This is a genomic window from Flavobacterium sp. HJJ (genome assembly GCF_015351475.1).
GTDB lineage: Bacteria > Bacteroidota > Bacteroidia > Flavobacteriales > Flavobacteriaceae > Flavobacterium > Flavobacterium marginilacus.
The window spans coordinates 36,960-60,416 of record NZ_JADKPR010000019.1; the positions used below are offsets into that span (position 1 = coordinate 36,960).

Genomic DNA, 23,457 nt, shown 5'->3' on the forward strand with positions numbered 1-23,457 from the left:
ATTTAAGGCGCGGGATCAGGAATAACAGCCTGAACAGCATTAATCTCCTCTAAAATTTCTTTTGATAAAACTACATCAATAGTATCAATATTTTCTTTGAGCTGTTCCATTGTTGTAGCACCAATAATTGAACTGGTCACAAAAGGCTGGTGCAATACAAAAGCCTGAGCCAATTGCGTTAATGTAAATCCGTGTTTATGGGCAATTTTTTGGTATAATTTAGCTGCTTCAGTAGATTGAGCACTGCTGTATCTTGCATATTGCGGAAACAGGATCAATCTTGCATTTGGATGGCTTTCGCCTGTCAAAAATTTACCCGACAAAACGCCAAAAGCCAATGGCGAATACGCCAATAACCCCACATTTTCACGAAGACAAACTTCGGCAGAAGCGTTTTCAAAAAGGCGGTTCAGCAAAGAATATGGATTTTGAATCGTTTTAATTCTTGGCAGATTGTTATATTTACTTTCCTCTAGAAAACGCATCATTCCCCAAGGATTTTCATTAGAAACTCCAATGTGCTTTATTTTTCCAGCTTTAATCAGACCGTCTAAGGTTTCCAAAACCTCATGAATATTATCTTCCCATGCATCGTCCTGAATTTTAAGCCCTCGCTGTCCAAAACAATTAGTTTTGCGCTCCGGCCAATGCAGTTGATAAATATCCAGATAATCGGTTTGAAGCCGCTGCAGACTTTTATCCAAAGCATATTGAATACTTACTGGAGAAAAATCAAGTTTTTCGCGCATATAGCCAAAAAGAGGATTCGGCCCAGCAATTTTGGAAGCCAGAACAATTTCTTCCCTTTTTCCTGTTTTCTTCAGCCAAGTTCCAATGATTTTTTCAGTGCTTCCGTAGGTTTCTTCTCTGCTTGGAATAGAATACATCTCGGCGGTATCAAAAAAATTGACTCCTTTGTCGAGTGCATAATCCATTTGAGCATGCCCTTCGGATTCCGTGTTCTGCTGTCCGAAAGTCATCGTTCCAAGGCATATTTTACTAACTTTAATATCAGTATCTGGTAAAGTGGTATATTTCATTTTTTTTAAGTGGCTAAGTTTCTGAGATGCTAAGAAGCTAAGTTTTTTTTATGGAAGCAAAGATAAAAATTAATTTATCGTCTAGCATTTTTGAATTACATCAAACTAGATCCGGAGAAATAAAAAACTGAATGTTTCTCTGAATCCAAGTCAAATTACCAATCCTTACCTATTTTTTTTATATTTTTGTAATTAGCAGTATCTGTTGAATAACCATTTAATCAGCAAACTAATTATGAAACTACAAGTTTTACATGATAGTGACGGAAATAATTCGGGTGTGTATATTCCTGCTCAAGAATGGGATTTAATTAAAAAACAATATCCCGATATTGAGGAAATCACAGAAGATATACCTGATTGGCAAAAAGAAATTTTGTCTTCAAGAATTGAAGCAATTTATAAAAATCCAGAAAGAGTAAAACCAATTAAAGGTCTTTTTGATACGCTCGATAAAAAAGTCAAAAAATGATTGTCTTTGATTTTGAGCTAAACTATTTTGAATAAGTAGAAAGAGATATTGACAATGCTAAATTATGGTATTACGAGCAAAACCCAGATACTGATTTAGAAGAACGGTTTGCCAAAGCAATAAAAGAAATCATTTTAAAGATTCAAAAAAATCCTTTTATCTATTCCCCAATATTTAAAAACATTCGTATAGCTCATCCAAAAATATTTCCATATGGAATTCATTTTTACATTGAAGAAGATTTAAAACAAATCACAATCGTTGCAATTCTTCACAATAAACAAGACAAAAGAAAACTAAATGAGAGACTTTAAAAACCATATTCATTCCAATAAAAAAGGTTCACGTGCAAACGTGAACCTTTTTAAAATTAGTAACTTAGCGACTTTCTAAAACTCATTCAGCATTTTAGAAATTTCGTCCAATTTAGGAGTCAGGATAATTTCGATTCTGCGGTTTTTAGATTTACCTTCAGCAGTACTATTGCTAACTAATGGTGAATATTCACTACGCCCTGCAGCAGTAAGATTCTGTTTGTTTACTTTTTTGTTTTCGCCCAAAATAGCAACAATTGCCGTTGCTCTTTTGGTCGAAAGATCCCAGTTGTCTGCAATAGGTCCAGAACCTTCGTAAGGATCATTATCAGTATGTCCTTCTATCAATACCGAAATATCCGGATTATCACCCAAAACTTTCCCTACCTCAACAACTGCTTTTTTACCTTCGACACCAACAGCCCAGCTGCCTGAACTGAAAAGCAGTTTGTTTTCCATAGAAACATATACTTTTCCGTTTTTTTGTTCCACCGTCAAACCTTTGCCTTCAAAACCATTAAGCGCTTTTGAAAGTGTTTCTTTTAGTTTTTTCATGCTGGCTTCTTTGGCCGCAATTAAATCTTCCAGTTCTTTTAACCGCTGGCTGCTTTCATTCAGTTTTTCCTGTTCATCTGCCAGCGCTTTTGCTTTAGCATCCAATTGTGCCAATAAATCACGGTTCTTTTTCATATTAGCTTCCAATGATTCATTGCTGTTTTTTTCTAAAGCAGCATACGAATCCTGCATCACTTTCATTTTATTTTTCGCTGCTTCTAAATCAGCCTGGACTTTGGCTAGGTTAGCATTGACATCGTCAAGTTTACCCTGCAAAGCAGTTTTGTCAGATTCCAGCTGTTTTTTGGAAACCAAAAGAGCAGCGTTTTCATCAGAAATAGCTCGGTTTTCTTTTTTTAGATTCGCAAATTGGTTTTCAAGATCATTGTAAATTTTCTTAGAAACACAAGAAGTACTCAGTGCGAGAATTAAAAGTCCAATGGAAATTCTTTTTATCATTTTTCTTAAATTTTATTATTTATTGTAGTATTTGAGGTCAAAAGTTCTTGTAATACAGAATGCCCTAGCCTGGCTATCCATTGCAATATTTTTATTTTAAATTAACATTATCATTGCTATTATGTTATTCAATTTCGACCAAAACAGGGCAATGGTCAGAATGCATAGCATCAGGCAGTATAACGGCTCTTTTGAGTTTGTGTTTTAATGAATCACTGACCAAATTATAATCGATGCGCCAGCCTTTATTATTCCCACGTGCTCCGGCTCGGTAACTCCACCACGAGTATTGGTGCGGCTCACTGTTGAAATAACGAAAACTATCCACAAATCCGGATTTCATGAATTTATCGAGCCAAGCTCTTTCTTCGGGTAAAAAACCAGAAACATTTTTATTACGAATCGGGTCGTGAATGTCAATCGCCTCATGGCAGATATTGTAATCACCGCAAATAATCAGATTAGGTATGGTTGTTTTGAGAATGTCAATATAATTTTGAAAATCATCCATGTACATAAACTTATGGTTCAAACGATCGATATTAGTTCCCGATGGCAGGTACAGACTCATAATTGAACAATCGTCAAAATCGGCACGAAGATTACGCCCCTCAAAATCCATGTGCTGAATTCCAGTACCATAAACTACGTTATTAGGTTTTATTTTGGAAAGAATAGCAACACCGCTATAGCCTTTTTTAGTGGCTGGATAATAATATTGATACGGATAACCAGCAGCGGTAATTTCCAAAACAGGAATCTGCTCTTCGGTTGCTTTGATTTCCTGTAAACAAATTACGTCAGGATTAGCATGCTGAAGCCATTCGATGAAACCTTTAGTAATTGCAGCTCGGATTCCGTTGACGTTGTATGAGATTATTTTCATTAATGTACTTTTTTGTCCGAAATAATGGCTATCAAAAAGGCTCTTAAAAACCAATTTTTTATCCCAAATTCGGAAGATTATTTTTTCTATGGATTCCAAAAGTAGTAAAAAGTAAAAAGATTGATTCAAAAAAAACCATAAAAAATGGAGTATTTTGCTATCTTTGCTTCTTGCTCAAAAAAGAAAAATAAATGGGTTTAGTTACCGCGAAAGAAGTTGCAAAGGCAATAAATACGGATAAGTACGGGGTTTTCGGTACTTTTTCGGGTTGGCTGCTGATGAAAGTTTTAAAGATTTCGACATTAAACAAAATATATGACCGCAACAAACATCTGAAAGAGGTTCCATTCTTGAATGCTATTTTGGACGAGTTTCAGATTAAATTTGAAATTCCGGAAGAAGATTTTAAACGCTTACCGAAAGACGGTGCCTACATTACCATATCCAATCACCCGCTTGGTGGAATTGATGGTATTCTGCTATTGAAATTAATGCTTGAAAAAGAGCCTAATTTCAAAATCATTGCCAATTTTTTACTTCACCGTATTGATCCGATGAAGCCTTACATCATGCCGGTCAATCCTTTTGAAAATCACAAAGATGCCAAATCCAGCGTGGTTGGAATTAAGGAGACACTTCGTCATTTAAGAGACGGAAAACCTTTGGGAATGTTCCCTGCTGGTGAAGTTTCTACGTATAAAGATGGAAAACTGGTAGTTGATAAAGCTTGGGAAGAAGGTGCCATAAAAGTAATCCGAAAAGCACAGGTTCCTGTAGTTCCAATTTATTTTCATGCTAAAAACAGCCGATTATTTTATTTTTTATCGAAAATAAACGACACGCTTAGAACTGCTAAACTTCCATCTGAGCTCCTTACTCAAAAAGACCGGATCATCAAAGTCCGCGTAGGAAAACCAATTTCAGTTGCGGAACAGAACGAATACGAATCCATTGAAGATTATACGGAATTCCTGAGAAAGAAAACCTATATGCTGGCCAATCCGTTTGAAAAAGAATCCAAACTTTTACAGACGCCATCACTTAAAATACCCAAAAGTCCCAAAGAAATAGTTACTGCCAGCGATCAGAATAAAATTGAAGCCGAAGTAAAAAATCTGCGCAAGAAAGACTGCCGTTTACTGCAGAGCAAAAACTACGAAGTGTTTTTTACAGATGCCAAATCGATTCCTCATATTTTACATGAAATAGGCCGTTTGCGGGAAATCACTTTCAGAGAGGTTGGAGAAGGAACTAACGAGTCTATTGATATTGACAAATACGATCAATATTATAATCACATGTTTTTGTGGGATGATGAAACCAAAAAAATCGCCGGTGCCTACCGTATGGGATTAGGTTCTGAAATTTATCCAAAATATGGCATTGAAGGTTTTTACTTAAATGATCTGTTTCGATTTGAACCAGAATTAAACGATATGATGCTGAGTTCAATAGAAATGGGACGTGCTTTTATCGTGAAAGAATATCAGCAAAGACCTATGCCTTTGTTCCTGCTTTGGAAGGGGATTATTCACACTACTCTAAGGTATCCAGAGCATAAATATTTGATTGGCGGTGTGAGTATCAGTAATCAGTTTTCTGACTTTTCAAAATCGTTAATGATTGAATTCATGAAATCTAATTATTACGATCCATATATTGCACAATATGTACATCCGAAAAAAGCATATAAAGTAAAACTTAAAGACGCTGACAAAGACTTTATACTAGATGAAGCCGAAGCAGATTTGAATAAATTCGACAAAATTATTGACGAATTAGAACCTGGGAATCTGCGTCTGCCTGTTTTGATTAAAAAATACATCAAGCAGAATGCAAGAGTAATTGCCTTTAATGTTGACCCATTATTCAACAATGCAATCGACGGATTAATGTACATTCGAATCGCAGATATACCAGAAAGCACTATGAAACCAGTTATGGAAGAATTTCAGGCTGAATTGGAGCGAAAACTGAATGATAAAGACGAACCGGAAGAAGAAGAATAAATTCTGAATATAAAAAAAAGCCCTGTTTCGGGCTTTTTTTATTTCCAAATGGATTCTTTTAAAATAGAATCAAAAGTATTATTTTCAACAAAATGGGTAATTCTCACTATCTGATAGCAGATAAGAAAACAAGCCAGAAAATAGGCTAGTTTTTTATTGTACAAAATCCCATTGAAATATTCTTTTTTTGTAACTAATTCTGCTGCTAAAACAAATATCGTCATTACGCAGAAAAGAACCACAAAAGGCCCCAGAATATGATAATACAAGCTTTTATGCAGATCTCCTTCATAGAAATAAACCAATGATTTAGTTATCCCGCAGCCTGGGCAGGGAAAACCGGTAAGCATCTTAAAGGGACATAACGACTGATCTGTTTCAAGATGATTATTCTGATTGTGGAGCATCAAAAAAAACGGAATTACAAGAGTTATCACAGCTCCTATAATTCCGAGTATTTTTCGTTGTCGTTTCATTTCTATATTAATACAGCTTATTGATTTCGTTTTGCAGAATCATTGCTGCTACCATTGGAAAAAACAAACCTAAAATCAAATAAAGCAATGAATCATCTTTGACTTGATATCCGAGTCTTCTTTGAATAGCCGGCAATCCTTCTTTACCTGCCAAATAAAAGAAATAGCAGTTTATAGGATAACAGCAGCCAGCAAAAATAGCAATAGGGTTCGAAATAATTTCTCTTTCTGCAACTGCATTTAATACTTCGGATGCTTTCAGGTTCCAATAGATTAAATACAGCCCGCATGTTAACAGACTCAAGATCAACACTACAATTGGGTCAACTTTAAATGTTGGAATCGAACTCTTAGGAGTGTTCCAAGTTTCTTCAGATTTATTTTCCATAATTATAATTAATGAATGATAGATATTCGACTAAATTATAAAAAATATCACAAATTCCTATTTTTTAAACAATTAAAAACCTTACAATATTAGATTTTCCCATACAAAGCCTTAATTTTATCGACAATCACCTGAGCCAAACGCTCATGGCTTTCGTAAGTCCAGCCTGCAATGTGCGGTGTCAATATCACTTTTCGCCCATCTAGTAAATACTGAAAAGCTTCGGGCGTATTTTTATCCTGGAAAAGATTTTCAAAAGACAGTTTTTCGTATTCTAAAACATCCAATCCTGCACCCAGCACTTTTCCGGACTGCATCGCAGTAACCAAATCGGCAGTTATAATGTTCTTTCCTCTGGAAGTGTTGATAATCCAAATGTCTTTTGCGAAAGCATTAATAAAATCCGAGTCAACCATTTTGTCGGTTTCGGGAGTCCACGGAATGTGAAGACTCAGCACATCGGTCTTTTGCTGTAATTCCTGCAGTGAAACCTGTCTGGCATTGGCATCGCCAACATTTTCCTTGATATCGTAACACAATACTTCAACCTCAAAACCACGAAGTTTTTTTGCAAATGCTTTCCCCATGTTTCCGTAGCCAATGATCCCAACTGTTTTTCCGTCAAGTTCGTACCCTCTATTTTTTTCTCTATTCCATTCCCCCGAACGGATTTCGCTGTCGGCAATATTTAATTTATTGAAAAGGGACAATATCATTCCCAAAGTATGTTCGCCAACAGCATTACAATTCCCTTCGGGTGCCGCAATAAGAGTTACATTTTTGGAAACAGCATAATCGCAGTCAATACTTTCTAAACCCGCTCCTACTCTGGCAATGAATTGCAGATTGGCTGCTTTGTCAAGAAACTGTTTATCAATTTTAAAACGGCTTCGAATAACAATTCCCTGATAGTCTTGAATTTTAGCTTCGATTTCCTGTTTGGAAGAAGTAAAATCTGCATGATTAATAAATCCTGCCTGTTCTAATTGATCCCAAAGCAAGGGATGATTGCTGTCAATATGAAGAATTTTTATGTCCATGATACGGATGAGTAAATTAGAATTTCAAAATTAATTAAAATATTACGGTTTGCACGGCATTCGCATTTTAAAAAAGATAAACACGAATTGCACCAATTAACACTAATTCTTATCAAAATTGAAATCAAAATTGAAATCAAATTTTACAACTTTTTACAGTTTCGAATATTTTGTGTAATTAAACAGCAATCTTAATTCGTGCAGATTAGTGTAATTCGTGTCAGAAACTTGTAAAAGCGAATGCCCTGTACGGTTTGAGGTTTGAAGCCAAATTAAATTACAAATGCTTAAATTAGCGATTCCAATTTAATAGTCCTTATAAAATGAAATTAACAAATACGTTTACGGATTTCTTCCATAGCGAAAAAGCGGGTGGCATATTACTGCTTTTTGTAACTATAGTTTCCTTAATACTGGCCAATTCTCAAATTCAGACGGAATATATCGCTTTTTGGGAAACCAAAATTGGTCATCATTCCATTACGGACTGGATTAATGATGGATTAATGACTATTTTCTTTTTATTAATTGGATTAGAACTGGAGCGTGAAATGTATCACGGCGAATTGGCCGATATCAAAAATGCCATACTTCCTATTTTCGGGGCTTTGGGCGGAATGATTCTCCCAGCTGGAATTTTCCTGATTTTAAATTACGGAACGACTACCCAAAACGGAGCCGGAATTCCTATGGCTACCGATATCGCTTTTGCCATTGGTGTCTTATCATTATTAGGCAATCGGATTCCTGCATCGCTAAAAATATTTTTGACCGCACTTGCCGTGATCGATGACTTAGGAGCCATACTTGTTATTGCATTATTTTACACTCAGACAATTGCTTTTACTAATCTGATTATTGCTTTTGCCATTATGGGCTTCTTATTCATTTTGAACAGACGTAAAGTCCATAATTTAATTCCTTACTTAATTGGCGGCGTTTTCATGTGGTATTTTATGCTTAATTCTGGAGTGCATGCTACTATAACTGGTGTTTTAGTGGCATTTGTAATTCCGTTTGGAGATGGAGGAGAAAAAACCTCGTCTTACCGATTACAGCACTTTTTGCACAAACCTGTTGCCTTCATTATTCTCCCTTTATTTGCAATAGCCAACACCTGTATTGCCATAAATGGTAATTGGCATGAAGGATTAGGTCACGAGAACTCTATTGGAATTATTCTGGGACTTGTGGTAGGGAAACCACTGGGTATTTATCTGTTTTCGTTCCTCGCTGTAACCATCGGAATTTGCAGACTTCCGAAAGATTTAAAATGGAAAAATATTTTAGGAGCAGGAATGCTGGGCGGAATCGGATTTACCATGTCTATCTTTATCACTTTATTAGCTTTTAAAAACCAAGGAGAAGAAGTCATAACTTACTCTAAAATAGCAATTTTAATTGCTTCCTCTTTATCAGGAATTTTGGGTTTTATCTGTTTAAAAATCACTTTCAAAGCTCCCAAAAAAACGTTTAAAGACATATAAATAGGATAAAAAGCATTTTGAAAAAATTCAAAACACGAAATTTTATTCTTTCCTTTGCAATCCATTGCCTACAAACAGATCATTAAACATTTGTAGCAATTTGCAACGATGAAAAAAGTTTACTTTATACCTCTATTATGTTTTGTTTTTCTGTTCCAAAGCTGCTTTGAAGTCATCGAAGAAGTACAGATGAAAGACGATGGATCGGGACATTTTAATTTTGTAATTAATTTTAGCCAAAGCAAAACTAAAATCAATTCGATTTTAAAAATGCAGAAAATAAATGGCTACACAATTCCTTCCAAAGACGAAATAAAAAAAGAAGCTTCAAAAATAGAAGCATTGGCTCAAAGTACCTCAGGAATTTCAAATGTAAAAACCAATATCGATTTAACGAACTATATTTTTACAATTGATCTTGATTTTCAAAAAATAAGCAATCTCAACACTGCTTTTTTAAAACTGAAAAACAGCAGAAAGCTAGATCCTTCGTTAAGCACTGACTATTTTACATTTGCCGATAAAAAATTTATCCGCACCCAAAAAATCCCCATTAAAACGCTTTATGAGAAATTAGAAAAATCGGATAAAGAAGTTTTTCAAACCGCAAAATACACTTCCGTTTACAAATTTGATTCCACCATAAAATCATTTTCAAACAAAAATTCGACAACATCCAAAAGCAGAAAGGCCATTAAGCTAAATGGATCCATAATCAGCCTTATTAACGGAAACGAAAAAATTGAAAACACTATCACGCTTAACTAAACAATTATTTATACTTCAAAATATGAAAAACTATTTCCTTTTACTTATAATTTGCTTTTCTGCTTCATTATGTGCGCAGGATTTAGCAAACAGAGTTCCTCAGAATTCACCGTTTGCACTGTGCATTAACAGTAAAAATCTAAATGATAAAGCAGCTCTCAAAACCATTCAGGAGTATCCTTGGATGCAGGCTTTATTGGACAAAGAATTAAAATTTCTTCCAAAAGATCTGAGTCAGACTGGCATTGATGTTACCCGAAACCAGTATCACTATTATTCAAGCAAAGATACTGTCATGAATTATGTAGTGCTGATTCCATTAAACAATGCAGTACAATTCGAAAAATTAATACAAGGCAAATATGGTGACAGTCTTAAAATAAAAAAACAGACAAATTATATGAGTGTCAGCACTTCCAAAAATCATCATCTGGCATGGAATGATAAATTTGCTGTTTTGGTAAATGCTACATATACCAAACCGCATAAAAATATATACAATGAACCTTACTCTGATTTAACTTTGATGGATACCACCAGTGTTTTGGTAGATACTATTGCCGCTGACTATAATATTCCTGAAGAAATAAAACCAACTCCAGAACCTAAAAAGACCAAAACTTCTAAAAACAGTAAATCAAAAAAAGGAAAAAAAGCAAAGAAAACAGTTAAAGAACATGTAATTGCTGAGCCTACCGAAGAAGAACTTTATGCCAAACAAGAAAAGGCTCAAGCTGAATTGGAAGAAACGAACAGAAAACTCCAAAATCTTGAATTTAAAAAGACCGATTCTATCGAAAGATTGAAAATCAGCTCTGCTGTAGATTTAGTTTTTAAAGAAACTTTTGATATTGCTAAGGATAAAGAAGGCATAAATTCAAACGTTTTTAAGAATAATGACCCAAAATCCGATTTCTATGCTTTCGCAGATTTAGATATATTAACGTCACAATTATTTTCTTCTTTTGCCGGCAGTAATGTGGCTTTGATGGGAATCTATAAAAATGGGCTTCTGAATAGCAATTACCACATAAATGCTTATTTTGAAAAAGATAAGATTCGATTCAGTCAAGTGTTAACTCCCAAAAACGATGAAATAAAAAAATCATATCAGGAAATGTTTGATTCCAAAATGGATAAAAACCTGTTGAATTATGTTGGGAATAATATCTTGGGCTATTACTCTATCAGCATGGATACAGAAGCCATTATGAATTATGAATACAAGGTTATGAAAAACACTTTGAGCTCTGTTTATCAAGCGTACTCAAAGGAAGCCAGTGGCAAGGAAACTGATGTTCTGATTGATGCCATTGCTTTGATTTTGGACGAAAAAGCCATTGCCGATTTAGTTCCTGGCAATGCTATTTTTGTACTTCATGATCTCAAAAAAGTACAAAGAGATTACGTTACTTTCGAATATAATGAAAATTATGAGCAAGTAGAAACCAAAGGAAATAAAGAAGAAATTCAGCCCGATTTCACGTTTCTTGTGAATACTCGAAATGAATCCTTTGTAGACAAATTACTAAAACTTCCTTTGAATACCGATAAATTTACAGGAACCGATTATAAATTAACAGATGGCTATTATACGCTTCATTTTGAAAAAGATAATCTGCTTGAAAATTTATATTTTGGACTAAAAAGCGGTGTACTGATGATTACAACTTCTAAGGAAAATGTAGAAAACCTCATCCAGCAAAAAGTAATGCCATTGCAGGCCGATTTCAAAAAATTGATTTTAAAAAACAATTCATCGGGTTGGTTTGATCTTCATAAAATCATTACAGCTTCCAAAACCGAACTTTCAAAAGAAACTAAAAGCAATTACTGGGACATCGCTTTGAAAAATGCTGGTGAGATCACTGCAGCATCTAAATTTAAAAATGGAACCATTACATCTGAATTATCATACACCATTAAAGGAGAACACGCCAATAGTTTACAATATTTCTTTAACGTGATTAATGAGGTTTATACTGAAAAACAGAAAGAAACAACCGTTGCAGAATAATACATGAAGAGGGTTAAAAATAATTCTCTCAGAATTGCCATACTTCTTATCACAATAGGAAGTGTGGCAATCCTTTATTGGTTTGGATTTCATAAACAATTTGATAAAAAAAGCATTCCCGAAAATACCGATGGGATTGTAATGGTAGATATTAAAACCATTCGAAATCATTTTATTTTCTCCTGTCTAAAAAACCCTTCGCAATGGGGGCTTGGTTCAAACAATTCGAAAAAACGTTTTGATTTCTCAAATTACGGAATAGAAACTCCAGATTATTTATCTTTTTTTCACATTCAAAACCAGCCTTTGAATCAGTGGTGCTGTACTGCAATAGTCGAAAATGAATCAAAATTTAATAAAAGCTTACTCGATAATCAATTTGTGAAAACAGAATCTGGCAAGTCATTTGTTGGTTATTATTCCAAAACTTTAAATACTTATATTCTCCGATATACGAATCAGATTTTATATTGCGTAAACACTTCAAATAACTATCAAACGTTCATCAGGATAGCTGAAGATTTATTTGTTAAGCATCATTATTTTGATTCTAAAAAGATCGAAAAAACTATTAATACTTCTGACGCCGTAATGATTTGGATCAAAAAAAATAACCTGCTCAATGATGATGGCATCATCACTATTTCATTACAAGAAGATGAAATAGTGGCTGAAGGTCAGTTGGATTTGAAACCAAAGTATAGAAAAAACCTTCATTTTGTTCAGCATCCTAACGCTCTATTATCATTAGGTTTTAATTTCGAAATAATTCGCCATCAAGATATTTTCAAAAATAACAAGGCTAATATGAACAAAATTATTGGATTCAATCTGGATTCCATTTTAATACATAATCCCAAGCAAACCGAATTAGTGTTTCACAGCATACTTGAAAAGAAGAATACGGCTATTTCGTATGATTATGATGATGATTTCAATCCGATAAAAAAAGCCGTTGTTCATACCACGCGCGAACCTTCTTTTTACTTTTCCATTCAAACTGACGATTCTGAAAAAATCTATGACTATTTAAAAAATCAGAAAGTAATTGATAATCATCAAGTATTCGTAAATTTTCCATTGGCAGTGACCCAAACGTCTGTGAAAAATAATTCTTTACTATTAGAAGCTAATCTGTCCAAAGTACAATCTTCAAAATCAATCCATTCTAAAACAGGGTATTTACAAATTAATCTCAATAAGCTTCAGCCAAAAGACTGGCGTTTTTTAATTGCAAAAAACAAAAACTTTGCACTTTTAAAACCATTTGAAACTATACAAATAAATCTTATCCAAAAAAATAATCTAGGATATTTTCAGGCTTCAATCAAATCAAGAACAGGGAAAAGCTTGCTTGAAATTAGCAACTAAAAACATTTTAAATTTTATGACTATCCGCAAAGCATACTAAATGTTTTTTTTGCTACTGATTACACAGATTCTCACAGATTTTACATGCATTTTTTAGAAATCTGTGTTAATCTGTGTAATCTGTGGCCAATTTTATCGATTGGGTATTAGTCACGGATAGTCATATTAAATTTAATCAATCAATACTATTTTCAAAACAATCTGCTAAAACGGCTTGTTTATTATTGCAGACATGTAAACTATATAATTAAAAAATATAAAGATATAACAGGTATTTAAAAAGATTAAATCTGGCAAAAAAACCTTAAATAAAACATAATAAAACTCTATTTTTGCGTTATAATTTAAAAAAAAACTATGAAAAAACTTATTCTAATTATTGCATTTGGTTTTTTATCAAATGGCATATTTGCTCAAAGTTCACTTAAAGAGGGTGGTATACAATTAAATGCTGGTGTTGGAGTTTCAGACTGGGGCTTTGTTCCTTTTTATTTTGGTCTTGATTATGGACTTGTAAAAGATGTTACAATTGGAGGTCAAATTTCTTATTTAACAAATAATGACAATTACTATTATGGCAACTCCAATTATAATCATAACTCTGCTGTAGGTATTGGAGCAAATGGAAATTATCATTTCAATAGAATATTGGATATACCAAGTAAATTTGATTTCTACGCTGGTGCTAGTGTTACAGGTCTTATTTGGAATTATGACAATAAAGACTACCATCCAGGTTACGATCCTTTAAATGTTGGGCTTCAAGTAGGTGGCCGCGTATTCTTCAATAATCATTTTGGCATCAATCTTGAATTAGGCGGAGGCAGCACAGTAAGCGTCGCTAAATTTGGAGTTACTTACAAATTATAAAAAACAAACAAATATTTTATAAAACCATCTGATATTCTCAGGTGGTTTTTTTTATAGCTATACATTTCTAAAAAACAAAAGGGTTATCTTTTAAATATTATACGGTATCCGATTCACCGCTATTCTTTTTCTGATTCATCTTGGCGACCAGAGCTTTTAATCGTGCTGCTTTTTCCTTTTTCTCTTCCTGAAGTTTAGCTTTTTTACGATTGAGCAATTTGGTATGCAAAGCCTTATTTTTGGTGTTTTTTTCGGGTCCTTTTGGCATGACTTTTATTCTTTTATGTTTCGTTTACAAAGATAAATCAAAATCATTCTTTATTTTTCCTCCCTTTTATTAATGCCACGAATTGTAAAGAGCATTGCCACTATTACAAATATATTGGGACCAATTCCTAAAAAACTTTTGGCTTTTAAGTTGTCAAAATCTAATTGCAATAGATTAAAGACTAGCAAAATACAACTTGCAATAATTAAAATATATGCTGTTTTTTTTCTATTCATGGTTTGCTTTTTGGATAACTTTCTATTAATACAGCGGGTTTGGGGTTAAATAAAGCCTCATTTTCGGATTTGCCGAATCTTCCGAATGCAAACAAATTTTTCAATTTAGCCAAATACCCAAATCTCTTGCAGCAAGTGTTAGCGGTTCGTTGTTTTTGTGTACAAACTTTATTTTAGTTTCAATGTCATTTGGTCTTCAGTAAAATATTTTCCTTTCCATTTTATTGCGTTGCTTTCGGATCCAAATGTTACAAAACCAAATTTTTCATAGAGTTTTTTTGCATTGTCGTTATTGGCTATAACTGTCAAGTTGATTTGCTCAATGCCAGCGATTTGGTTTACCCTTTCTACTAATGTTTGAATTAGTTTTTTTGCAATTCCTTGTCCCCGAAAGTGTTTAGAAACATACATTCTAAATAGAACACCCTTATGTTTTAATTTTTCTCGGTCGCCACCGTCACGAGCAAAACTCACTATGCCTGCTAATTGATTGTCTGAATAAGCCCCAAGGGTAAAACTATCCACTTTGTCTTTGGTCGGAAAAGGTGCATTTAAGTCATCATTGGGTGTTATTCTAAAATTCTCTTCGTCATTAACAAGTCCAAAAGCTAAAAACGTTTTATATTGTTTGAGTTGGTCAGACTTGATTTCAATAATTTCTATATCATTCATTTTGTATGTTATTTGTTGAGTGTCACTTTACAATTCTAACTAACGTTTCCTTGCTAAAAGAGGTTTGGGATTAAAAATTCATAATCTTTCGAATTTGCCAAAACATCCCAAATACAAGACCATTTTTAAATTAAGCCAAATACCCAAATCTCTTGTAGCAAGTGTGGCTGTTGCACAACTAATTTTAGTTTAATTTTGATCATTTTTTTATAAATATAAAATTCACAAAACATTGAAAAACAATTAAATATAATTAATGTATTTTGCATTTCTTGACTAATATTACTTAATTTTGAGTTGTGCAACAGCCACAAGTGTTGTGCGTAGTTAATTTTGAATCCCGAATTCGCTCAAGATTTGGGTTCTATATTCGTTAATTTCTTCTTCATCTACTTTATAATATTCTTGAGGATTATTAACGCTTGTTGAGAAACTCATATTTAGTATCTCATCATTTGCAACAATGAAGCTTGGGCTCTTTTTTATTGCAAGTCTTAAGGCCAAAATTTCAGCTAATGCAAGATTATGGACAGGGAAGTCCGGTTGCTCATGTTCCACTTTTCCCATATATTCATGTAGGCTTGTTAAATTGTCTCCTTGAATATAGTTTTTCGTGAGAAATCCATCAGCAATAACCAAAACCAAAACTAAAGATTTAATTTTCAACAAAATACCTTGTGGATAAATCAATGTCTTTAAATCAAAATTCTCATTTGTTGTTTTAAAAACAAATAAACTTGATGGTAAGCAAAAACCGTGATTGTTTTGATAGGATGTTTGCACGATTTTAAAATTCTCACTTGAAACGATTTCTTTCGAAATATTTCTCCAATCATCGTCTTGTGATTTTAAAGAATCATTGTAGAATAGTCCGTAAAATATTTTTGATAACCAAGTAGAAATTAATTGTGTCACAGACTGATCTGGGCCATATTGTATCATCATTCCAATTTCTTCCTGTCTTAGAGCCTCATAAAGTTGATCTGGATTATCCAATAGTTTAATAATTGTATCCTCGTAAATACTACCAAATTCACTATTACATTTTGAATGTGCAGGAACTTTTATTCGACTATATTGTATTTCGTCTTTACTCGTTACTGTTTGTTCTTTAATTCCCAATTTACCCAATAAACTGTTTGGAATAATGTGTTCCAAAGTTTTCTTTTCAATAATGGGTTGCGAGCAAAAAAAGCAAGTATGATTAATTCGTTCAGTCATTGTTTTCAGGTCATTTTTGGTTTAATTACGCACAACTTGTATATAACTATGATAGAAAGAAAAAAATCACATCACACTTACAGAAGCAGTTGGCATATTTTAATTTACCAAATATAATCTTTTCTTACAAAAATCCTTTATCCTCCGTTCATCATTTCTTTTTTTAAAAAAGATGAAATAACGAAATAACCCCGCTCGCCACGTTCACCACCCCCGTGATCGGGGTTCTGGACGCCGTTGCTGGCGTTCCGAACGCCAAAATTGGGGTTATACAACCCAGCCAGCGGGGTCTAGAACGCCACCCGCGGGGTTGTCAAAATTGAAATCAAATTTTACAACTTTTACAGTTTCGAATATTTTGTGTAATTAAACAGCAATCTTAATTCGTGCAGATTAGTATAATTCGTGTCAGAAACTTTTAAAAGTGAATGCCGTGTACAATGACAATTTATACTAAAACTCTCGATTCTATTGCTTATTTTTGCACCCAATAAATTTGAGTTATGAAATGAGCCTAACGAAAATTGGTTATTACATCCAGTACTAGTAGGCGAATTACATGTGACAAATAAAAAAACAATACTATCAACACATGATACAGAATCCAGAAAGATATACGATTACGGCGGCATTGCCTTATACTAACGGACCGATACACATTGGACATTTGGCGGGGGTTTACGTACCTGCTGATATTTATTCGCGTTACCTGCGTCTGCAAAACCGCGATGTTTTATTCATTTGCGGCAGCGACGAACACGGTGTGGCTATTTCGATGAAAGCCAAGAAAGAAGGCATTACCCCTCAGGAAGTAATCGACAAATATCACGGAATCATTAAAAAATCATTCTCTGATTTTGGAATTGCATTTGATAATTACTCTAGAACTTCGGCTCAGATTCATCATGGTACGGCTCAGGAGTTCTTTAAAAAACTATACGACAACGGTGATTTTATCGAAGAAGTAACCGAGCAATTGTATGATGCTAAAGCTGATCAGTTCTTAGCTGACCGTTTTGTTACCGGAACCTGTCCAAAATGTGATAACCCAGAAGCATACGGGGATCAATGTGAAAAATGTGGTTCAACTTTGAACGCAACTGATTTAATCAACCCAAAATCGACAATAACAGGAGAAACTCCGGTTTTAAAATCAACGAAACACTGGTTTTTGCCATTGGACCGTTATTCTGATTTTTTGAATGAATGGATTCTCGTTGGACATAAAAACGACTGGAAACCGAATGTTTACGGTCAGGTAAAATCCTGGATTGATGGCGGACTCGAGCCTCGTGCTGTAACGCGTGACCTGGATTGGGGAATTGATGTTCCGGTTGAAGGTGCCGAAGGAAAAAAATTATATGTGTGGTTTGATGCGCCAATTGGTTATATTTCGTCTACCAAAGAATGGGCACAAAGAGAAGGAAAAGACTGGACGCCGTACTGGAAAGATAAAGGAACAAAACTGGTTCACTTTATAGGGAAAGATAATATTGTTTTTCACTGCGTGATTTTCCCAGCAATGCTAAAAGCGGAAGGAAGTTACATTTTACCAGACAATGTGCCTGCGAATGAGTTCCTGAACTTAGAAGGAAACAAATTGTCTACTTCCAAAAACTGGGCAGTCTGGCTGCATGAATATCTGGAAGAATTTCCGAACCAGCAGGATGTTTTGCGTTATGCTTTGACATCTAATGCTCCTGAAACTAAAGACAACGACTTCACTTGGAAAGATTTTCAGGCGAGAAACAATAATGAATTGGTGGCTATTTTTGGAAATTTCATCAACCGTGTGGTGGTGTTAACCAATAAATATTACAACGGAATTGTTCCTCAGCCAAATGAATTATCAGAAGTGGATGAGGCTGCTTTGACAGAATTGAAAGCGTATCCTGCTGTGATTTCGAGTTCGGTAGAAAGATACCGTTTCCGTGAAGCACTTGGCGAAATGATGAATGTGGCCAGACTTGGAAACAAATACCTTGCCGATGAAGAGCCTTGGAAAATGATTAAAACGGATGAAGAGCGTACCAAAACTCAAATGTATGTTGCCTTGCAGATTGCTGGAGCTTTGAGCATTTTGTGCGAGCCTTTCCTGCCGTTTACAGCGAATAAATTGACGCGTATTTTGAAAATCGAAAACCAATTGAATTGGAATTCGATTTCGGAAACATCAGATTTAATTCCTGCTGGACACCAGATTGGCGAAGCCGAATTGCTTTTTTCTAAAATTGAAGACGAAGAAATTCAGAAACAAATAAATAAACTAGAAGCTACGAAAACAGCTAATATCGCCGAAAACAAAAAAGCTGAACCTCAGAAAGATTTGATTCAGTTTGAAGATTTCTCCAAAATGGATATCCGTGTAGGAACGATCCTCGAAGCAGGAAAAATGCCAAAAGCCAACAAACTTTTGGTTCTGAAAGTTGATACTGGAATTGATGTCCGCACGATTGTTTCGGGTATTGCTGAAAGTTTTAAACCAGAAGATATTATCGGAAAACGTGTGACTGTTTTGGTGAATTTGGCGCCAAGAGCATTGCGTGGCGTTGAAAGCCAGGGAATGATTTTGATGACTACAAATGCAGAAGGGAAATTGGTTTTTATTAATCCGGATGCTGATGGTGTTGGAAATGGGGAGACGATAAATTAATTACATCAAATCATTTTTACGTAGAGACGTTGCACTGCAACGTCTCTTTTTGTTTCCATGTACCGTTTTTGTTTTAATGCAGAAAAACATTACATTCGTGAAAATCAATTGTCGTTTAGACCTTGCACTGCAACGTCTCTACATCAATCAAACGAATTATATGAACGGTAAATTCCAAAACAAATACCGAATTTCTTCTACCCGATTGAAAAATTGGGATTATGGTCAAAATGGTGCTTATTTTATAACGATATGCACTAAAAACAGGGAACATTTTTTTGGCGAAATTGTATCAGCCAATGGTGAAAATGAAATGCAGTTAAATGAAATCGGAAAAATAGCAGATGCATTTTGGACAGAAATCCCAAAACATTTTCCATTTATTGAATTGGGAAATTATGTGGTTATGCCAAATCATATTCATGGAATATTGATTATTAACAAAACAAATATTGTTGATGATCGTATCGACAACGCGGTAGAGACGTTGCAATGCAATGTCTGCATGTCTACAAAGACGTTGCAATGCAACGTCTCTACACCCCCGATTGACGAAAATACGTCACAGAAAAACGAACAAATGTCAAAAATTTCACCATTAGCAGGAACAATTTCTACACTGATACGTTCTTATAAATCGGTAGTAACTAGAAATGCCCATTATATTCACGCTGATTTTGAATGGCAAGAACGTTTTCACGATCACATCATACGTAATTCTGAATCTTTTGAAAGAATTCAAAATTACATACAAAACAATGTAACAAATTGGAAGGAAGATAAATTTTATAATTAATTCACGTAGAGAAGTTGCATTGCAACGTCTAACACAACGTTAACACAACGTCTAAGACAACATTAAACACAATTATAAACTAACCTACATAGAGACGTTGCACTGCAACGTCTCTACATAATAATATACAATGAAACTTACAAAACCAAGATTAGCCTTAATCTGTGGCATACTCTGCATTTCGATTTTCCCGATATTGGTAAAATTACGTTTGACACCGGGATTAATTTCGGCTTTTTACCGAATGTTTTTTGCCTTGATCCTGCTTTTACCTTATGTTATTTTGAGTAAAAACTTCAAAATTCCTTCTTTAAAATTTGCTCTTTTGGCAGCATTTTGCGGCGTATTATTTTCTTCGGATGTTGCCGTCTGGAATATTGCTATTCAGGAATCGAGTGCTACACAGGCATCACTGCTGACAAATCTGTCTCCGGTTTGGGTTGGTATTGGCTCATTTTTATTTCTAAAATCTAAGCCCGCACCTAATTTCTGGATTGGTACTATCGTTTCTTTATTCGGAATGGTGATTTTGGTTGGTTTCGAAATTTTCGTTGAAATGAATTTCAATCAAGCATTTCTATTTGCCGTGTTATCAGGTGTTTTATATTCCATTTATCTTTTGATCAGTAAAAATGTGCTTTCTAAAGTTGATGTTTTATCCTTTATGACCATCAGTTTAACAGCTTCAAGCATTTATTTGGGAATTCTTTGTTACAGTTTGAACGAACCTTTCACTGGTTTTTCAGATACGGGCTGGTTGGTACTGATGCTGCAGGCGTTTATCTGTCAATTATGTGCTTGGTTATCTGTCAGCTATGCAACACAGCACATGCGTGCCACCAGAGTTTCACTGAGTTTGTTGAGTCAGGCTGTGATTACATCCATTTTGGCATGGCTTTTTTTAGAAGAAAAAATAAATTTACAAATGATTTTCGGCGGAATTATTCTACTTTTCGGAATCCGAATTACTTTTTACAATAAAACAATTTCATTGAAATCGTTTTTCTAAATTGAATAATAGTTCGTCGCTGAAAAACATTGGCCGAAAAAAATATTTTAAAAATATGTTAGACAAAAACAAAATTCAAAATTTAAAAGTAATTGCCTTCGACGCAGACGATACCTTATGGATCAACGAAACCTACTTTGATGAAGCCGAAAAAAAATTCTGCGGTCTGATGGAAGATTATCTATCACATCAGGGAATTTCGAATGAGCTGTTTAAAATTCAAATCGGTAATCTCAAATTATACGGTTATGGAATTAAGGGATATATCTTATCAATGATAGAAGCTGCAATGAATATTTCAGAGAAAACTATACGAGTAGAAGTCATTGAAAAAATAATTGAATATGGAAAAGAACTGCTCGAAAAGCCAATTGTATTGCTGGATGGCGTAGAAGAAACTTTAAAAGCGCTGCAAGGCAGATACAAATTGGTTGTTGCTACCAAAGGCGATTTACTAGATCAGCGCCGTAAATTACACAAATCGGGTCTGGGACATTATTTTCATCATATTGAAGTAATGTCTGACAAGCAGGAAGTAGATTATTCGGATTTGATTAAACGATTAGAGATTCAGCCTGATGAGTTTTTCATGATTGGCAATTCCTTAAAATCGGATGTTTTACCTGTTTTGTCCATCGGAGGATACGCAGTTCACATTCCTTTTCACACGACTTGGGCACACGAAAAAATTGACCATAAAGTAGAGCACAAAAACTTCCAGGCATTCGAAAAAATAACTGAAATTTTACCATTATTAACTTAATAATGACACACATATATACTAAAAATTTGGAAAATTTTTACAAAAATTAAATCAAAGCTTTAATTCCTTGTATCAATTTTCTTAGAAACACAAAAAACTTAATTTTTTATAAAAAAAATAAAAACCAATACAAGTGCCTTGTTATCAGTGTTTTATATTAAAAACTAAACGATTTTAATAAATAATAATATTCTTTTCTTACACAATTGAGCTTTAAAGGTTTAAAAATGACTCTGAATTTTGTATTTTTGCCCGAATTTTAAAAATACATCATGAAAAAAACAATACTTGCATTAGTTTTTGCTTCAGGTCTGACAACTATGACTGCACAAACTGATACGGAACAAAGTACAGAAAGCAGCAACTTCAACAGATGGACTATTGAGCTGGCTGGCGGTTTTAACAAACCAGCAAAACCACTGACAAACGGGTATTATACTTCTCCATTAAGTCCATATGTTGTTGATTTTGGAGCAAGATATATGTTTAACAATAAATTTGGTTTAAAAGCTGATTTTGGATTTAATCACTTTGCAAATGATAATTCTTCTAAAGATTTTAAATCAGATTATTACAGAGTAGCAGTTCAAGGTGTTGCTAACCTTGGCAGAATAATGAACTTTGAAGAATTCACACAAACTTTTGGTTTATTAGCTCATACTGGATTTGGAGTAGCTCAAGCTACTTTTGATAACGGAAGAGATAATGATTTAATGATTAATTTAATAACTGGCGTAACAGCTCAAATTAAATTATCAAACAGAATTGCTTTAACAGGTGATTTCTCAGTTATTTATAATACAAAACAAGATGTCGCTTTTGATGGATATAGCTTAAACAAATCGGATATGTTATCATCAGGCGTATTATTAAATGGAACTATTGGTTTATCATATTCTTTAGGCAAATATGACAAACATGCTGACTGGTATGCACGTCCAATTGTTGAAGTTAGCGAAATTGCTGCATTAAACAAAAAAATTGCTGATATAGAATCTACAATGCAGGATACAGACAAAGATGGTGTTCCTGATTATTTAGACCAAGAACAAAATACAATTGCTGGAGTAATGGTTAACACAAAAGGACAGTCTATTGATGTTAACAATAACAGCATTCCTGATGAATTAGAAAGCTATTTAACTAGAACTTACGGAGACAATTCTGAAAGCACTGTTATTACAAAAAACAACGAATCAGTTAAGAGATTAATCAACTCTGGATACATTTGTGCTTATTTCGATTACAATTCAACTACACCTACAAATGATTCAACAGACGGTATCAATTTCGTTCTTACTTACCTAAGAAATAATCCTTCTGCTACAGTTGATATTGTAGGTCATGCAGATGAATTAGGAAAAACTGCTTACAACGACAAACTAGCTGCTGCGAGAGCAAACACTATAAAAGATATTTTTGTAAAATCTAAAATAGACGCATCAAGAGTAAATGTTATTTCTGCTGGAGAAGACACTTCAGTTGACAAAACATCTAACGGAGCAAGAAAATTAGTTAGAAAAGTTACTTTCACTGTAAAATAAGCTAACTTAACCACTTTTAAAAGTCCTAAAATGATATCATTTTAGGACTTTTTTTGCTTTGTATCCTTAAGAAAAGATCTATTACTATTATAATTTTCAACTAAAACAGATTAAAAGAAAAACTGTATTTTTGTAAAAAAATA

Annotated in this window: 23 protein-coding genes; 13 read left to right on the forward strand and 10 right to left on the reverse strand. The window is 34.0% G+C overall.

What is annotated here, in order from left to right:
* Positions 1 to 2: 2 nt before the first annotated feature.
* Positions 3 to 1,040, reverse strand: coding sequence for an aldo/keto reductase (locus IRZ80_RS14895; protein WP_194642371.1), 1,038 nt, complete (start codon positions 1,038 to 1,040; stop codon positions 3 to 5).
* A 235-nt stretch (positions 1,041 to 1,275) separates the two neighbouring features.
* Between IRZ80_RS14895 and IRZ80_RS14900 the strand changes: the two genes are divergently transcribed.
* On the forward strand, positions 1,276 to 1,512 hold the full coding sequence (locus tag IRZ80_RS14900) for an addiction module component CHP02574 family protein (RefSeq protein WP_194642372.1): 237 nt from the start codon (positions 1,276 to 1,278) through the stop codon (positions 1,510 to 1,512).
* A gap of 47 nt (positions 1,513 to 1,559) precedes the next feature.
* Positions 1,560 to 1,826: a type II toxin-antitoxin system RelE/ParE family toxin gene (locus IRZ80_RS21265; protein ID WP_194642439.1), complete on the forward strand. Its 267-nt coding sequence runs from the start codon at positions 1,560 to 1,562 to the stop codon at positions 1,824 to 1,826.
* A gap of 75 nt (positions 1,827 to 1,901) precedes the next feature.
* Here IRZ80_RS21265 and IRZ80_RS14910 read toward each other — a convergent pair whose 3' ends face one another.
* Both IRZ80_RS14910 and IRZ80_RS14915 read right to left on the reverse strand, forming a co-directional pair.
* Entirely contained in the window at positions 1,902 to 2,840 is a 939-nt protein-coding gene (locus tag IRZ80_RS14910; RefSeq protein ID WP_194642373.1) for a flagellar motor protein MotB, read from the reverse strand.
* 124 nt (positions 2,841 to 2,964) lie between these two features.
* Positions 2,965 to 3,726 (reverse strand): exodeoxyribonuclease III, encoded by a 762-nt coding sequence (locus IRZ80_RS14915; RefSeq protein WP_194642374.1) that lies wholly within the window; start codon positions 3,724 to 3,726, stop codon positions 2,965 to 2,967.
* A gap of 191 nt (positions 3,727 to 3,917) precedes the next feature.
* Between IRZ80_RS14915 and IRZ80_RS14920 the strand changes: the two genes are divergently transcribed.
* Positions 3,918 to 5,735 (forward strand): GNAT family N-acyltransferase, encoded by a 1,818-nt coding sequence (locus tag IRZ80_RS14920; protein WP_194642375.1) that lies wholly within the window; start codon positions 3,918 to 3,920, stop codon positions 5,733 to 5,735.
* Between the two features lie 38 nt (positions 5,736 to 5,773).
* Here IRZ80_RS14920 and IRZ80_RS14925 read toward each other — a convergent pair whose 3' ends face one another.
* The 3 genes from IRZ80_RS14925 to IRZ80_RS14935 form a co-directional block, all read right to left on the reverse strand.
* Positions 5,774 to 6,211, reverse strand: coding sequence for a DUF2752 domain-containing protein (locus IRZ80_RS14925; protein WP_194642376.1), 438 nt, complete (start codon positions 6,209 to 6,211; stop codon positions 5,774 to 5,776).
* 7 nt (positions 6,212 to 6,218) lie between these two features.
* On the reverse strand, positions 6,219 to 6,599 hold the full coding sequence (locus tag IRZ80_RS14930) for a DUF4234 domain-containing protein (protein ID WP_194642377.1): 381 nt from the start codon (positions 6,597 to 6,599) through the stop codon (positions 6,219 to 6,221).
* A gap of 89 nt (positions 6,600 to 6,688) precedes the next feature.
* Positions 6,689 to 7,639: a 2-hydroxyacid dehydrogenase gene (locus tag IRZ80_RS14935; RefSeq protein ID WP_194642378.1), complete on the reverse strand. Its 951-nt coding sequence runs from the start codon at positions 7,637 to 7,639 to the stop codon at positions 6,689 to 6,691.
* 323 nt (positions 7,640 to 7,962) lie between these two features.
* Here IRZ80_RS14935 and nhaA point away from each other — a divergent pair, with 323 nt between their 5' ends.
* The 5 genes from nhaA to IRZ80_RS14960 all read left to right on the forward strand — a co-directional run bounded on the left by nhaA (position 7,963) and on the right by IRZ80_RS14960 (position 14,152).
* Positions 7,963 to 9,126 carry a Na+/H+ antiporter NhaA gene (gene nhaA, locus IRZ80_RS14940; RefSeq protein WP_194642379.1) on the forward strand — a complete coding sequence of 388 codons (1,164 nt, stop codon included), beginning with the start codon at positions 7,963 to 7,965 and terminating at the stop codon, positions 9,124 to 9,126.
* Between the two features lie 108 nt (positions 9,127 to 9,234).
* Positions 9,235 to 9,894, forward strand: a complete 660-nt coding sequence (locus tag IRZ80_RS14945) for a hypothetical protein (RefSeq protein ID WP_194642380.1) — start codon at positions 9,235 to 9,237, stop codon at positions 9,892 to 9,894.
* Positions 9,895 to 9,916: 22 nt separating this feature from the next.
* Complete coding sequence (locus tag IRZ80_RS14950) at positions 9,917 to 11,911, forward strand: hypothetical protein (protein ID WP_194642381.1); 1,995 nt, start codon at positions 9,917 to 9,919, stop codon at positions 11,909 to 11,911.
* A 3-nt stretch (positions 11,912 to 11,914) separates the two neighbouring features.
* Entirely contained in the window at positions 11,915 to 13,282 is a 1,368-nt protein-coding gene (locus IRZ80_RS14955) for a hypothetical protein (RefSeq protein ID WP_194642382.1), read from the forward strand.
* A 357-nt stretch (positions 13,283 to 13,639) separates the two neighbouring features.
* The gene (locus tag IRZ80_RS14960; protein ID WP_194642383.1) at positions 13,640 to 14,152 is read left to right on the forward strand and encodes a hypothetical protein; all 513 of its coding nucleotides are present in this window, start codon (positions 13,640 to 13,642) and stop codon (positions 14,150 to 14,152) included.
* A 97-nt stretch (positions 14,153 to 14,249) separates the two neighbouring features.
* On the opposite strand, the gene IRZ80_RS14965 is transcribed toward IRZ80_RS14960, so the two are convergent.
* From IRZ80_RS14965 to IRZ80_RS14980, 4 genes are all read right to left on the reverse strand, one after another.
* Positions 14,250 to 14,420 carry a hypothetical protein gene (locus tag IRZ80_RS14965; RefSeq protein WP_194642384.1) on the reverse strand — a complete coding sequence of 57 codons (171 nt, stop codon included), beginning with the start codon at positions 14,418 to 14,420 and terminating at the stop codon, positions 14,250 to 14,252.
* 50 nt (positions 14,421 to 14,470) lie between these two features.
* Complete coding sequence (locus IRZ80_RS14970; RefSeq protein WP_194642385.1) at positions 14,471 to 14,656, reverse strand: hypothetical protein; 186 nt, start codon at positions 14,654 to 14,656, stop codon at positions 14,471 to 14,473.
* Positions 14,657 to 14,824: 168 nt separating this feature from the next.
* Positions 14,825 to 15,328: a GNAT family N-acetyltransferase gene (locus tag IRZ80_RS14975; RefSeq protein ID WP_194642386.1), complete on the reverse strand. Its 504-nt coding sequence runs from the start codon at positions 15,326 to 15,328 to the stop codon at positions 14,825 to 14,827.
* A gap of 327 nt (positions 15,329 to 15,655) precedes the next feature.
* A complete protein-coding gene (locus IRZ80_RS14980; protein ID WP_194642387.1) occupies positions 15,656 to 16,549 on the reverse strand; it encodes a hypothetical protein in 894 nt (297 codons plus the stop codon).
* Between the two features lie 568 nt (positions 16,550 to 17,117).
* On the opposite strand from IRZ80_RS14980, the gene metG reads away from it, so the two are divergent.
* The 5 genes from metG (at position 17,118) to IRZ80_RS15005 (ending at position 23,314) form a co-directional block, all read left to right on the forward strand.
* Positions 17,118 to 19,202, forward strand: a complete 2,085-nt coding sequence (gene metG, locus IRZ80_RS14985; RefSeq protein WP_317174774.1) for a methionine--tRNA ligase — start codon at positions 17,118 to 17,120, stop codon at positions 19,200 to 19,202.
* A 97-nt stretch (positions 19,203 to 19,299) separates the two neighbouring features.
* Complete coding sequence (locus tag IRZ80_RS14990; RefSeq protein WP_317174773.1) at positions 19,300 to 19,998, forward strand: transposase; 699 nt, start codon at positions 19,300 to 19,302, stop codon at positions 19,996 to 19,998.
* A 130-nt stretch (positions 19,999 to 20,128) separates the two neighbouring features.
* Complete coding sequence (locus IRZ80_RS14995) at positions 20,129 to 21,007, forward strand: DMT family transporter (RefSeq protein ID WP_194642389.1); 879 nt, start codon at positions 20,129 to 20,131, stop codon at positions 21,005 to 21,007.
* Positions 21,008 to 21,062: 55 nt separating this feature from the next.
* Positions 21,063 to 21,770, forward strand: coding sequence for an HAD family hydrolase (locus IRZ80_RS15000; protein ID WP_194642390.1), 708 nt, complete (start codon positions 21,063 to 21,065; stop codon positions 21,768 to 21,770).
* Between the two features lie 272 nt (positions 21,771 to 22,042).
* Complete coding sequence (locus tag IRZ80_RS15005) at positions 22,043 to 23,314, forward strand: OmpA family protein (protein WP_194642391.1); 1,272 nt, start codon at positions 22,043 to 22,045, stop codon at positions 23,312 to 23,314.
* Positions 23,315 to 23,457 lie beyond the last annotated feature (143 nt).